At 38.5% G+C, this 13,025-nt stretch carries 16 protein-coding genes; 10 read left to right on the top strand and 6 right to left on the bottom strand.

Annotated features, from left to right (window positions below; all coding sequences use genetic code 11):
* Positions 1 to 95 precede the first annotated feature (95 nt).
* The 5 genes from EDD58_RS01965 (at position 96) to EDD58_RS01950 (ending at position 2,511) form a co-directional block, all read left to right on the top strand.
* Complete coding sequence (locus EDD58_RS01965; RefSeq protein WP_131923154.1) at positions 96 to 395, top strand: hypothetical protein; 300 nt, start codon at positions 96 to 98, stop codon at positions 393 to 395.
* Between the two features lie 140 nt (positions 396 to 535).
* Positions 536 to 688: a hypothetical protein gene (locus tag EDD58_RS14725; protein WP_165875745.1), complete on the top strand. Its 153-nt coding sequence runs from the start codon at positions 536 to 538 to the stop codon at positions 686 to 688.
* Between the two features lie 282 nt (positions 689 to 970).
* Entirely contained in the window at positions 971 to 1,516 is a 546-nt protein-coding gene (locus tag EDD58_RS01960) for a hypothetical protein (protein WP_131923153.1), read from the top strand.
* Positions 1,517 to 1,568: 52 nt separating this feature from the next.
* The gene (locus EDD58_RS01955) at positions 1,569 to 2,036 is read left to right on the top strand and encodes a hypothetical protein (protein WP_243648615.1); all 468 of its coding nucleotides are present in this window, start codon (positions 1,569 to 1,571) and stop codon (positions 2,034 to 2,036) included.
* A 70-nt stretch (positions 2,037 to 2,106) separates the two neighbouring features.
* The gene (locus tag EDD58_RS01950; protein WP_207903232.1) at positions 2,107 to 2,511 is read left to right on the top strand and encodes a contact-dependent growth inhibition system immunity protein; all 405 of its coding nucleotides are present in this window, start codon (positions 2,107 to 2,109) and stop codon (positions 2,509 to 2,511) included.
* A gap of 83 nt (positions 2,512 to 2,594) precedes the next feature.
* Here the strand turns inward: EDD58_RS01950 and EDD58_RS01945 are convergent, their stop codons facing one another.
* On the bottom strand, positions 2,595 to 3,287 hold the full coding sequence (locus EDD58_RS01945; protein WP_131923152.1) for a hypothetical protein: 693 nt from the start codon (positions 3,285 to 3,287) through the stop codon (positions 2,595 to 2,597).
* A 12-nt stretch (positions 3,288 to 3,299) separates the two neighbouring features.
* Positions 3,300 to 3,884, bottom strand: coding sequence for a matrixin family metalloprotease (locus EDD58_RS01940; RefSeq protein ID WP_131923151.1), 585 nt, complete (start codon positions 3,882 to 3,884; stop codon positions 3,300 to 3,302).
* 616 nt (positions 3,885 to 4,500) lie between these two features.
* Here EDD58_RS01940 and EDD58_RS15085 point away from each other — a divergent pair.
* The 4 genes from EDD58_RS15085 (at position 4,501) to EDD58_RS01920 (ending at position 7,793) form a co-directional block, all read left to right on the top strand.
* Positions 4,501 to 5,358 (top strand): hypothetical protein, encoded by an 858-nt coding sequence (locus EDD58_RS15085; protein WP_243648614.1) that lies wholly within the window; start codon positions 4,501 to 4,503, stop codon positions 5,356 to 5,358.
* Between the two features lie 55 nt (positions 5,359 to 5,413).
* The gene (locus tag EDD58_RS01930) at positions 5,414 to 5,695 is read left to right on the top strand and encodes a hypothetical protein (RefSeq protein ID WP_131923150.1); all 282 of its coding nucleotides are present in this window, start codon (positions 5,414 to 5,416) and stop codon (positions 5,693 to 5,695) included.
* Positions 5,696 to 6,055: 360 nt separating this feature from the next.
* The gene (locus EDD58_RS01925) at positions 6,056 to 6,361 is read left to right on the top strand and encodes a hypothetical protein (RefSeq protein WP_131923149.1); all 306 of its coding nucleotides are present in this window, start codon (positions 6,056 to 6,058) and stop codon (positions 6,359 to 6,361) included.
* A 121-nt stretch (positions 6,362 to 6,482) separates the two neighbouring features.
* Positions 6,483 to 7,793 carry a DRTGG domain-containing protein gene (locus EDD58_RS01920; RefSeq protein WP_131923148.1) on the top strand — a complete coding sequence of 437 codons (1,311 nt, stop codon included), beginning with the start codon at positions 6,483 to 6,485 and terminating at the stop codon, positions 7,791 to 7,793.
* A gap of 101 nt (positions 7,794 to 7,894) precedes the next feature.
* Here the strand turns inward: EDD58_RS01920 and EDD58_RS01915 are convergent, their stop codons facing one another.
* From EDD58_RS01915 to EDD58_RS01900, 4 genes are all read right to left on the bottom strand, one after another.
* Positions 7,895 to 8,194, bottom strand: coding sequence for a YtpI family protein (locus EDD58_RS01915; protein WP_131923147.1), 300 nt, complete (start codon positions 8,192 to 8,194; stop codon positions 7,895 to 7,897).
* Positions 8,195 to 8,266: 72 nt separating this feature from the next.
* Complete coding sequence (locus EDD58_RS01910) at positions 8,267 to 8,452, bottom strand: YtzJ family protein (protein ID WP_131923146.1); 186 nt, start codon at positions 8,450 to 8,452, stop codon at positions 8,267 to 8,269.
* Between the two features lie 57 nt (positions 8,453 to 8,509).
* Positions 8,510 to 9,043: a hypothetical protein gene (locus EDD58_RS01905; RefSeq protein WP_131923145.1), complete on the bottom strand. Its 534-nt coding sequence runs from the start codon at positions 9,041 to 9,043 to the stop codon at positions 8,510 to 8,512.
* 3 nt (positions 9,044 to 9,046) lie between these two features.
* Positions 9,047 to 9,376 carry a YtrH family sporulation protein gene (locus EDD58_RS01900; RefSeq protein WP_131923144.1) on the bottom strand — a complete coding sequence of 110 codons (330 nt, stop codon included), beginning with the start codon at positions 9,374 to 9,376 and terminating at the stop codon, positions 9,047 to 9,049.
* Between the two features lie 121 nt (positions 9,377 to 9,497).
* On the opposite strand from EDD58_RS01900, the gene EDD58_RS01895 reads away from it, so the two are divergent.
* Entirely contained in the window at positions 9,498 to 12,962 is a 3,465-nt protein-coding gene (locus EDD58_RS01895) for a DNA polymerase III subunit alpha (RefSeq protein ID WP_243648613.1), read from the top strand.
* Positions 12,963 to 13,025 lie beyond the last annotated feature (63 nt).

The following is a 13,025-nucleotide window of genomic DNA, read 5'->3' as shown; positions in this document are numbered from 1 at the left end:
AAAAATTCCTATTCGTTGAAAAAATGGTCATCTAGGTTATACAATATAACTACAAAGCTTCTTGAAATTTTACTGAGAGAGGGGATTCATTCAAATTGATTCGAATAGAGGTAACGGGTGAAGAACATCATGTTCGACGTTTCTTGTATGAGATCCAATGTAATCCAAGTATTCAACTAGATCAACAAGAAACTGACAGTCTGAAGAATAATGGACAAGCTGATTGTCATGTTACTTACAAAGTTGTTCTTCAACCCGAACAAAGGACTCGTCTAGTAGAGATCCAAACTACAGAGGGGAAGAAGATTCAAATCCCCATACTTGATTTGATTCAAGTGGAGATCGACGAGGGAGTTAAGGTTTTAGCAGGCAAAACAATTGATATTTTTACTTAGATCAGAGGAGAAAATATGTAGATAAAAGGAGATACTCAAATGGAGAGAAGAGTCGCGTTTTCTTTATCTAGAAAGAAAATGAAAGATCAACTTCTTTGTTGTTGCGGGAATATTATGAATATAAATATGTCCTATCTTCAATGTCCAGAATGTTTGAAGCGCTCGTTACCAACCATCATTTTACCAAAGCAGAAGAGAAACAAATTGGAATAAAACAGACCTTTGGTGATTACAAAGGATATAAGGATTTGACCTCCTATACTTTATCAATGCAATTTACAGTTAGTTCATAATTGTAAGCCAATAATGGATATGTCTAAGTGTTTTTTCTGGTATCAAAGATGAGAAGCTATTTTGGGTAGTACTTACTTAGAATAGCTTCTAAAAACATGACTCTAAACAATCAACAGCCACAGTAGATAATTCAGAGTGGTTCCTTTATCTCTTTTCAGGTATGACTATATTTATTTATGAAAAAATCAAATCGTGTTTTAAATGGTGAACCTTTATCTAGATGGTATAAAATCAATAACTCTACGAATTTAGGTATAAAGAAAGTTTCGGAGGTTAGGTTGATGATTATGTTAGAAAATTTAGGTTCTTATCGTAAAGGAAGGTTATGGGTCAAAAACATGCCAAGGATCAATTACACTGTTATTGATCAGATTTACTCAACTTTACCAGTGGAAAAAGGATTGGTATTAAGTCCTTGTAATCTAGCATTGGAAACTTTATTTTCCCCCCGCCAAGTGAGCAATTACGCATTTCTTGGAGTTAACTTTACTCCTAATGATGGAGAAATTATAGAAATAACTATAAATACTAGTCTGGATGAAGGGAGAATCTTGGAAGATCATATTGCATTCCAATCAGATGAAGTTTATATGGGGATCCCTTATGAATATGGAGAAGCGATTTTAAGTAGTGTCCAAGAAACTTTACTAGACATTCAAACTTTTTCAGGTGGTAAGCTGAATTTTCACATGGGTGCCTATGGGCAAGTAGGCACTAGTCAACGATCATTCTCGAAAACTACAGAAATCATGATTAGACTACTAACTATAAATCCTTACATTGCTGATGAAAAGCAGTTAGAAGAAATGATACTAGAGAGTTTGTAATAAATGAAGTCACTTCTGAACCAAAAAATGAGTTTTTCAAATTTGTTGGTAGGTGATCGTATTGTTTGATGATCAGTTGATTAAGGAATTTACTGAATGGAGCCGTGTAAATGAAGAACATTTCTCTTGGTGGAGCTATGTCAATATGAAAGCGGATATACAAACTGCACTTGGATTTGCAAAATTTTTTAGTCCAGCAATCGTTGAATTAGAAGGTTGTTTATTTTTAAAAGATCAATTTTCTCAAAGACGTTTTGAAGGTTGGAAGAGAAGTTGTAATGGAGATTCAACGTGTATGGAAAAAATGATGAATTTGTATCAGTTGCGGGATTTTTTTCATTTAAATGTTCAAAATGAAGATGATCAACAAGACGAATTGTTAATCACGTTAGGCAGAGTTCTAGAACATTTTTGGTCTTTGAAATTTAAACATCAGTACCCCGATCGCGAAGTGATTGTAGAGGTTTTTGAAGAAGATGATGGAGAACTGTTAATTACTGTTTTTCAGAAGAGAGATTAAGAGTGTGATGTACATACAGTTAGTAGTTGCTTTTTTATAATGATTCTATGTTCGCTGGAGGGATTAAATAGTGAAGTCTATAAAAGATATTTATAAAATAGCTCTTGAAGATCGAGAGCCAAAGTACGCATTGGAACAATGGTATAGTAGATTGGCGGAGAAAAGCGTTGATGAAATTGATATTAATGATATTTGCAGAATGTTAGGACAGGATATTCTTGTTGAGATCGCTGTAGAAAAAGCCATAGAGATGTTAAAAGTAGACCCTTTGGCTGGATGGAGTTATGATGGGCAGTTAATAGAGTTGCTCTATTCTTTAGATGACACTAAATTAGGTAAAAGTAAAAAAACAATAGAAGATTTATTGCATAAAATCAATGAAAATCTGGATGAAAATGAATTTATATGTCCGCAGGATTATGAGGAGTATATGGTTTTACTGAGAAGGTTTCAAGATAAGCTGAAAAGTAATTAGAGGGAATCCATTCGGAATCATGTAAAACCTTGAGAATATTTTTCTCTCAAGGCTTTACATGAATATAGATAATAAACTATTAGTTACTTGCTCATACTTCTAACCTTACTCTCTAGTTCACTTTTCTTAAACGTTTCTGTAACTACTTCCACTTGATCACCATGATCATTTTTCACCTTATCAATTTTACGAGATGCGGAGTCGTCATGGATCATAAACTTTCCTTCATGCATACCAACAGGGAAATAATAAACTTGATCGAGAAGCTTACGATTTGGTGCATCTTCGCCAAAAAGAAGTACTTTATCTCCTTTTTTCATGGTTTTGACACCGTTGAAAACAACTTCTACTGGTTGCGCTTTTTCATTTTTCGATAGTTGAAGACCTGTTTTTTCTTTGGTTACTTCGCCTCTTGTAGTCAGTCCACCAAGTTCAACGAAGGTAACCATGTCTCCTGTTTTGACATCACCTTTAATGACTCGACTGATTATTACTTCTGATTTTGTAAAAGTTGTGTTGGAGTCTGATTGAAAGGAATCTTCGTTTACTACCTTTCCTTCAATGACGATCGTTGCCTTTTTTGCTAGGTCTTCAACAGTTTCATATCGTTCCACTACATCAAAACTACCTTCGATGATAGGCACTTCTGTACTTACTTCAGTCTTTGCTTGTTTCTCCAAAGGAACACTTGCCTGTTCTTTGTCAGAATGCGACGAACAGGCACTGGTGATGATGATTGCTGTACCAAGCATGGATAAGAGAACCCTTTTTTTCATGCGATCATCTCCCTAGTATAAAAAGTTGATACCAGCTAGGTCATTCCCCATGGGTTGATTTACTGTACGACCACTACCTAATTGAGTCATGATGAATGTAGAAGCCGTGGTGTGAGCTAGCCCCATTGCATGACCAATCTCATGACCGATAGTACCTCGGCGATTAAAGTCGGAAAGTGTACTGTATCCAGGGGTATTTAAAACAATTCTGCCGTAGTCCCAATTTTGTTTATAAGGATCAATGGTTCCACTACCTATAAGTTTCATTTCTGTATAAGCAAGATAATTGGATGGAAGATCATTATATTGGTAAATATCTATTACAGGACTACTCAAACCTGCTTGTCTACGGAAGGAAATCGGAGTAGTTATACCTAATCGGGATGTGGTATGACAGCTATTAAATGACCAATTAATACGCTCTTCTTGGCTGCCTGCTGTGGAATCAATATAATAGTATTGTGTGTCTTTACCATAGGCACCTACCCCTCCTTTGAGTTTGTGTTGATTGAATGTGTTATAAGCAAAAGATTCAAACGGAATAAGGAAGCAGAATATAATTGTAATTGTGAAAATAACAGCAACCAATTTTCTCATTTAATATCTCGCTCCTGTACTGTTATTCTAAGGTTGTCACTATTTTCTATATATTACTCTTATTTTAAATAATAAATCAATATAAAATAAAAGTAATGGTCATCCAAAATGAATATCACAGTGACTATTAAAACTTTGTACACACCTTATAGGTACTCATGGACAAGTAGGTTTAAGTAAACTCTCATTCTCGAAGAAAACAGAATAACAGTTAGACCATTTGCCGAATTTAAATGACCATACTTTGACTGATACATATTTAGAGAACCCCTTCGATGGAGGAAAAGTGGGGGCAACCCTTCCTTGAGATGCTTCTATACCGTTTGCAACCTCCCGGAATCGAAGGATGGAGAGGACTTCTTTTCTTCTTTGCAATGCACAAGCACATGGAGAGTGAACATCAAGCTCCTAAGCTCTAGAATATATCAATACTACTGATTAATGAGAAGAAGGCTCAAATTATTGATTAAATCGATAAAAAACTTGTAAATCCCTAATACGGTTGCCAATATTACATAATATATGAAAATTTAAATATATAACTTTTCAAACTGATCAACAAAAAAGTCGCTTACAAATACCACTTCTAAGTAACCTTACAAAAGTAGGTGAGGCGATGGATGCCCATGTTTCATTGGAGGCATTAGAAAAATTTAAGCGCACGCTCACTCAATTTAGTCAAAATATGAGTGTAGAAGCACAGAAAATGCAATTGCACTTAAAGAAAACCCATGAACAATTACAACAAAAACACTTTAAACTCAAAAGACAACTCCAGATGTATCAAGATCCAGTATCGTATGAACGAGCAAAACAACAACTTGTAGAGTTTGAACGATTGTTTGCGGGGTTTTGTCAAGCCGCTCAAGAATGTATCAAAGGTTTCCAACAACAAGAGTTGATGGCAGCGAATCGGCAAAAGGCTGTTGTTACGATTGATCGGAAAGTTGGAGTGTTAAAGGAATATTTAGGTTCAGGGGCTAGAGAGCATGGAAAGAATCAAATGAGTCTAGAAGAAAATACATCTAAGGGTATAGATAATGTTTCTGTAAACAGAAACAATAATCTATATAGAGGTGATAGCTTACTCCATTCTCCTACAAGACCAAATGGAATCGGTAAGCCTCATATATCAAGTTCAGGCAATTTAGTTCCAGCTAATAAGGATGGACTATATAAAGGTCGACAAGTGACTGTTACTGAGCATATTTTGGGAGGTTATAGAAAAGGGGCTAAGTCTAATAGTCCTTTTACTAGTTTTACTAATAACAAAAATGTGATTGGTAATTATGGAGACAATGCTATTGAATTAGATATTTCTACTTTAAGGAAAGCGATACAATCTGGAGAAGTAAAGGATGTTGTTATACTTTCCCCAAAACAAGTACAAAAGTTAATAGAAAGAGATGTTATTTCCTCTGATTTTTGGAAAAAAGAGCCATTAGTTGGACTAAGAGGGATAATGAATATTTGATTAAAGGGGAAGTTCCTAGCCAATATATTAAGGTTTTGCCTAAGGAGTGAGAGTGTTGAAGCTTTACTTTTTAAATGAATGTTTAGGAGAAATAGTAGATATTAGTGTCGAAGGTTTGTGGACGAATGGAAAGATAATACCTACTAAAAAGCTGGAGAAATTCAAGGATTTTTTTGAGGGTCTTATTGACGAGGAAAACGAATTTGTAGAAGAGAAGTATAATGAGGAATGGCTGGATGATCACAATTGGTTTATTGTTGATGATGAAAACAGGAAAAAGGGGATTTACTTACCCGCAGTTTATTTTGATGGCGATATTAACTGGAGATGGAGGTGAATAGAGAATATATAGACTCGATTAAAGCGCTATATACTTAGATGAACGACTTTTGCGGATCCGTTACGAGTCTGAGACAGAGAAACAGCGACTCGAGGGGATTTGAATTCATATGTGACTAAAGATGTTCAAGTAGAGTAATCAACCTTTCCTCAAACAAACGATGAAATCATCAATATAATAATGTAATTGTAAATATTCTGTAACCTGGTTGTAATGGTTATCTTTTAATATATATACAGGATGAAAACCCCCTTTGGTGGAGACGGCTCCGGAAACCGTCTCTTTTTTTTGCATGTCTAGACTTGCTTGTACATAAAGATAAGTAAGGCTTAGACTGCCGCCGGGGAGGTTTCGGGAATGTTTAAAAATAAATATGGTATTTTAGTAGTTTCGGGAATTGGATTGTTGGCTGTTGGTGGGCCCCAAATACCTTTGGAGATGAGCTTGGATTCCCGTGCTATTTTTTCAATGGTTTGGTTGCTACTTGTTCATTTGACGATTGTTGCCAATTGGAGACGGTTGACGCAATCCGATCTTAGAGAACAGCATCGTGAAGAAGCGCAGCGCCGAAGACAGTGGCTAGAAGTTGAACAGCAGAGTCGGCATGTACGAAGTCGACAACGACAATCTAAAACTCCGATAAAGCTGTATAAACAAATATAAAAGGTCTGTATAATAAAAACGAGAGGGTACTTTGAAAGAAGTATGCTCTTTTCTTTTTTCTGTATCTTTATTTGGTATATAATGACGTATAACAGATGCTGCAAGAAAGAAGGGAAATGTGTTGACCACTAAGCATGAGCAAATCCTCCAGTATATTGAAGGTTTGGATGTGGGATATAAAATTTCTGTTCGTCAGATTGCTAAAGATTTGGGAGTGAGTGATGGTACGGCGTATCGTGCCATTAAAGAAGCCGAAGTTCAAGGGTTGGTAAATACGATTGAGCGGGTAGGAACGGTTCGGATCGAAAAGAAACAACGTTCAGATATAGAGCGATTAACTTTTGCAGAGGTAGTTAATATCGTAGATGGTCATGTCTTAGGAGGAAAAGGAGGGCTTCACAAAACGCTGAATCGTTTTATTATTGGTGCGATGAAGTTGGAGGCGATGATGCGTTATGTGGAACCGAGTAATTTGTTGATCGTCGGGAATAGGGATAATGCCCAACTAATTGCGATTGAACATGGAGCAGCTGTTTTAATTACGGGTGGGTTTGATGCTACTGATCAAGTCAAAGAATTAGCAGATCAGTTAGAGCTTCCTGTGATCTCTAGTAGTTATGATACTTTTACCGTTGCCTCTATGATTAACCGTGCCATCTATGATCGGTTAATTAAAAAAGAGATTTTGATGGTGGAAGATATGGTCACTAAGGAACACACTCCTACATATCTGACGATTCATGATAAGATCGAACATTTTCATCAGTTGGTTCATCATACAGAGCATAGTCGTTATCCTGTTGTGGATGATCAAGATCGAGTGGTGGGAATGATTACGACCAAAGATGTGATGGGATATCATCCAGAAGAAAAAGTAGAGAAAGCAATGACACGCAATCCGATTGTAGTGACACCCAAAACGTCCCTAGCTTCGGCCGCTCATGAGATGGTCTGGGAAGGGATTGAGTTGCTACCTGTAGTGAATGATCAACGGCGTTTATTAGGGGTGATTAGCCGACAGGATGTGATTAAGTCATTACAATACATGCAAAAACAGCCACAAGTAGGGGAAACGATTCAGGAGCTTAGCTTCCGGGGATTTGAAGAGTATCAGCGTTCAGGAGAAACTGTATTTCGAGGAAAGATTAATCCCCAGATGACAGATGCGATGGGGACCCTTAGTACAGGGGTATTAACATCTTTGATGACTGAAACATCGCTACGTATGTTGCGTCGCTTGCGAAGAGATGATTTGGCTGTACAGAACTTTACTCTATTTAGCTTAAAGCCGATCCAATTAGAGAGTGAAGTGGAGATCATCCCTCGTTTACTTGACTTAGGAAGAAAGCTGGTCAAAATCGATGTCGAAATATTGATCGATTCGCAAGTAGTGGCGAAAGCGTTGTTAACTGCACAAACCATTGAACGATAAAAAACGCCGACTTGATCTTCTTACTCAAGTCGGCGTTTCATCTGTCTTGGAATCGTTTACAAGACAGAAGCAGGTAGAGATCGGATTTTTGACGCAAAAGCCTACTGTTTTTCAGACGTTTGCCGGAAGTAACGCCAGTTCTTAAAGCCGTAATATACATTGATTAAACCAAGAGCAAAGATCAAAAAGATGAGAGTCAGCCGTAACCATGAAGAACCAGGTAGACTCCATTGGATCACAGCAATGCAGACAAATAAAGTTCCCATGCTCATATTCATATAGGAGCGGTAAAGTTGTTTTGTCGTACCGGTCGTTCTTCTAGACATAATGCTATAGAATAAAGTGCCAAACAATGTGAGACCGGTGATGACAAGGATCAGAATCCCAACAAAATTCATCATATAAAAGTCCTCCTAAAAAAAGAGCGCCTCCTCGAATGATAGGCGCAAATCACAAAATAAGTGAAATGGTTGCTACGATTTAGATTTGGGGATAAACCAACAACCTTGAGGTGTTTGGTCTATATGGACCACCATGTTGAGTTCGCTAATTTGTTTTTTGATTAATTGGGCTACTTCCTCTGAATCAGCAAAGGTAGAGTAACCATTTTTAAGCATTTCTATTTTTTCTCTGGCGATAGCTCGACGATTGATAATCATGGAGGTTCCCCCTTTCAGTCATGTTTTTATTTTATCTCAAAAAAAAGTTGGATGATACTATTGGCTTAAATCTGACACACCATCGTTAGAAATATCTTTGGCAAAAATCCACACTTTTAATGTAGAACGGTAAAAAGAAAGGTATTTAACCCTTACTTCATAGACGATTTTTTTCTCCTCATCGACAGCGATTCGCTGTTGTTTTAAGACAAGGTCGATTAAATCCGGATTGCTACTTACCCATTCCCCAGTCTTCTCCAAAAAAGGTTCTAACATTTTCTCTGTTTTAGCACGCAAGGTTTCCGTTCCGAAATTACTGTCACTGGAAACGATGATATCGATTTTTTGAATGTGATCTTCTTTGGACTGGGCTCCTCGCTGGGTATATTTGGTTAGTTCTTCTTGGAGTTTTTGGATTTCTTTATACTTTTGATTATTGGCATAGTAAATGGCTTCTCGTTCAAGGTACAGACTATCCAGCTTTTGAGCGAATAGAAACAAGAATAGGGCACCTCCGACACACAAACCGATCAGAAACATGACTAGAGAACGCCCATTTTGTTTTAGAATCTGAATCCGTCTGCGGTGCATGGTTTAAATCTCACCTTTAATGAGCCAATGGACTAAGATTGTACCTGTATGTGCACCAATAAATGCACTAAGGACAAAGATCATTTGTTGAAAAGCTTGATTGATTTGCCCTCCAAGAATATTTACTTCTAGTGCTTTAATCATATCAATCGTTCCGCCGATCGCTGCAACCATCGCCCATATTTTCAAATGCTCAGCTAGACGCATCATTCGCTCCATCGGGTAATCACCCGTTAGAAATGCTCCTAATCCACCAAAGACAACTCCACCAATCACCACACCTAATGCGATCAGAAAATCTAAAATCGCTGTTGTCCAAAAATGTTGTTCCATCAATTGACCCGCCTTTATATCGATCTTCACTCTTAAAACTATATGAGGCTTGGCCAAAGAATATGAGGTCAGAAGACATGTTCGCATTCAAAAGTGCTTTCGGTATAATAAGAGGGAGAAGATGGGAGGAGAGCCAGAAATGGATCAGCATTCATTTGTTCATTTACATGTCCATACGGAATATAGTTTATTAGATGGAGCTGCCCGCATCGAAGATTTGGTGCGTAAAGCAAAAGAACAAGGGATGAAAGCACTGGCGATTACCGACCATGGTGCGATGTACGGAGTCATCCCTTTTTATAAAGCTTGTTTAAAAGAGGGGATTAAGCCAATTATCGGCTGTGAAGTTTATCTGACGAGTGGGGATTATCGTGACCGACCTTCCCTTAAAGAACAGAAGAATTATCATTTATTGTTATTAGCAGAAACGAATGAAGGTTATCAAAACCTAATGAAACTGGCGACGGAAGCTCAACTTCACGGGTTTCATTATCGTCCGCGTATTGATAAACAATTGTTACGTCGTTATGCCAAAGGTTTAATTGCCACAAGCTCCTGCTTATCTGGTGAAATTCCACAAGCTCTGTTACGAGATGAATGGATGGAAGCGAAACGATTGGTAGAGGAATATATTGATATATTTGGGAAAGACCATTTTTTCTTTGAGTTGCAAGACCATCAACTTCAGGAACAACAGAAGGTGAATCGACAATTAGTTGCTTGGTCTCAAGAGATGGATATTCCACTTATTGCAACGAATGATGTTCATTATACAGAGTCATCCGATCATGAGGTTCACGATTGTCTCCTATGTATTGGAACTGGTCAAAAGCTGTCTGATGATCATCGGCTTCGCTTTGATAGTGATCAGTTTTACCTGAAATCGATTGAGGAGATGAATGCTCAGTTTGCCTATGTGCCTGAGGCTCTTGCCAATACAGTTAAGATTGCTGAACGATGTCAGGTAGATCTTCCATTGGGAGGACGTTTACTCCCGTATTTTCCAGTGCCGGATGGTTACACTTCTGAGACCTATTTACGGGAACAGTGTCAGAAGGGAGCTACAAAACGGTATGGAGTCCTCACAGAGGAAGTACAACAACGCTTGGATTATGAGTTGTCTGTGATTGATCGTATGGGTTTTAACGATTATTTTCTTGTTGTTTGGGATTTTGTCCGTTTTGCTCATGAACAAGGTATTGCTGTGGGACCGGGACGGGGGTCTGCGGCTGGGAGTTTAGTCTCTTATGTATTACGAATTACAGATGTAGACCCGATTCGATATCATTTGTTATTTGAGCGTTTTTTAAACCCTGAGCGAGTGAGTATGCCAGATATAGATATCGACTTCAACTATGAGCGTCGGGATGAAGTGATTCAATATGTGAGCGAAAAATATGGAGAAGATCGAGTGGCCCAAATCATTACATTTGGAACAATGGCTCCACGAGCAGCAGTTCGTGATGTGGGACGGGTGATGGGACTTCCTTATAAGGATGTTGATCGAGTGGCTAAAATGATCCCCGCAAGTCCGGGGATGACATTGAAGCGTGCTTTTGAAATGGAGCCAGAGTTGAAGAAGTTAGAAGCTCATCCGCAGTTCGCTCAGTTGTTAACAACAGTTCGCAAAGTGGAAGGAATGCCTCGTCATGCATCTACGCATGCGGCTGGGGTGGTGATCTCACAGGAGCCATTGACGGATGTCGTTCCTCTACAAGAAGGAAGTGGCGGAATCGCATTAACCCAATATCCGATGGAAGTATTAGAAGAGATTGGGCTTCTTAAAGCAGACTTTCTCGGTTTGCGTAACTTGACGGTGATTGAACGAGCTATTCAGATGATTGAACAGCGAAAAGGTTTTCGTGTTTCATTTGAGGGGCATGCATATGAGGATGCCAAAACATATGATTTATTGAGTAAAGGAGAAACAACAGGCGTTTTTCAGATGGAATCAGCTGGCATGCGAAGAGTATTGCGAGAGCTTAAACCGTCTGTATTTGAGGATATTATTGCTGTGTTAGCATTGTACCGGCCCGGTCCTATGGAACAAATCCCTAGGTTTATTCGGGCCAAACACGGTTTAGAGAAAGTATCCTTTCCTCATCCCGATTTAGAGGAGATCTTAAAAAATACGTACGGAATTATTGTATATCAAGAGCAAATTATGCAAATTGCTGCGAAGATGGCTGGTTTTAGCTTAGGAGAAGCTGACTTGTTACGTCGAGCCGTGGGCAAAAAGAAAAAAGAGTTGTTGCTTGAACAGCGTGAAGCCTTTGTGAATGGTTGTATTCGTCGAGGATATGAAGAAAGAATGGGTCACCAGATCTATGATTTAATCGTTCGATTTGCTGATTATGGCTTTAATCGGAGTCATTCTGCTGCCTATGGTGTATTGGCTTATCAAACGGCTTATTTAAAAGCTAACTATCCTCTTGAATTCATGGCGGCATTGCTGGGAACGGTGACAGGCAATCAAAACAAGTTAGCGGAGTATGTTGAAGAAGCGAAACAGATGGGGATTCGCATTTTACCTCCCAATATCCAACGGAGTGAGATGAACTTTACGGTGGATGATAGTGCGATTCGCTTCGGCTTGGCTGCTATCAAAAATGTAGGTACCTCAGCGATCCAATCAATCTTGTTAGCAAGACGAGAGGGGGAATTTCAAGACCTCCTTGATTTTTGTCAGCGGATCGATCTGAGACTTTGCCATCGACGAGTTTTGGAATCTTTGATTCAATGTGGGGCTTTGGATTCTTTACCCGGTCATCGAACACAGTTACTAGCTGTATTAGATGAAGTATTAGAGAGAGTTACTTCGCAGCATCGTTTCACTTCCCGTCACCAACTCCATCTGGCACTAGATTCTTCACTCGATCTGGATGAGGAGCTTGATCTGATCCCAGTTAGTCCTTACACGCAAAAAGAAAAACTGGAGCTTGAAAAAGATTTATTGGGGATCTATATCTCTGGACATCCGCTAGATGAATTCCGTGAAGTAATCTTATCGCAAACAACACATCGATTGGGCCAATTGGAAGAGCTACGAGAGCGTGAAACTGTTTCGTTAGCAGGGGTTATTACTCGTGTAAAAGCGATTCAAACAAAAAAAGGAGATCCTATGGCATTTGCGGAAATAGAAGACCAGACCAGTTTGTTAGAAGTGGTTATATTTCCAAAGGTTTACGCTCGGGTCAGAACACTTTTACACATGGATACCCCTGTTTGGATGAAAGGGCATGTCAACCATCATGAGGATGGGATCAAGCTGATTGTTGATGAAGTCATTGAGTTATCGCAACTGCCGATCAAGGCTCCTCCCAAGTCATTTAGATCGAATATGGATCAACAAGTTGCTTATATACGAATTCCCCCCGACAAAGAAACGCCAGCAGTTTTAGAAGGGTTAAAAAAATATTTATTGTCATACAAAGGAAGTACACTGGTTTATCTTTATTATGAGCGAACACATCAAGTATTAGCTTTACCCACAGAAAAATATGGGATTCAACCCACCGAAGAGTGTTTAAAGCAGTTAGAAAAGATGGTGGGAACAGGTGGAATTCGCTTTAAAACAAAGACTTGATGAAGTGACTCCACTTAGTCAAAATATTTTTGTTCCATTCCATCCACTTAGGAGGGGAGATGT

It is taken from the genome of Hazenella coriacea, assembly GCF_004341825.1.
Taxonomy (GTDB): domain Bacteria; phylum Bacillota; class Bacilli; order Thermoactinomycetales; family Thermoactinomycetaceae; genus Hazenella; species Hazenella coriacea.
The sequence above is the reverse complement of the archived record's forward strand: the minus strand, read 5'-3'. Positions and strand labels throughout refer to the sequence as shown.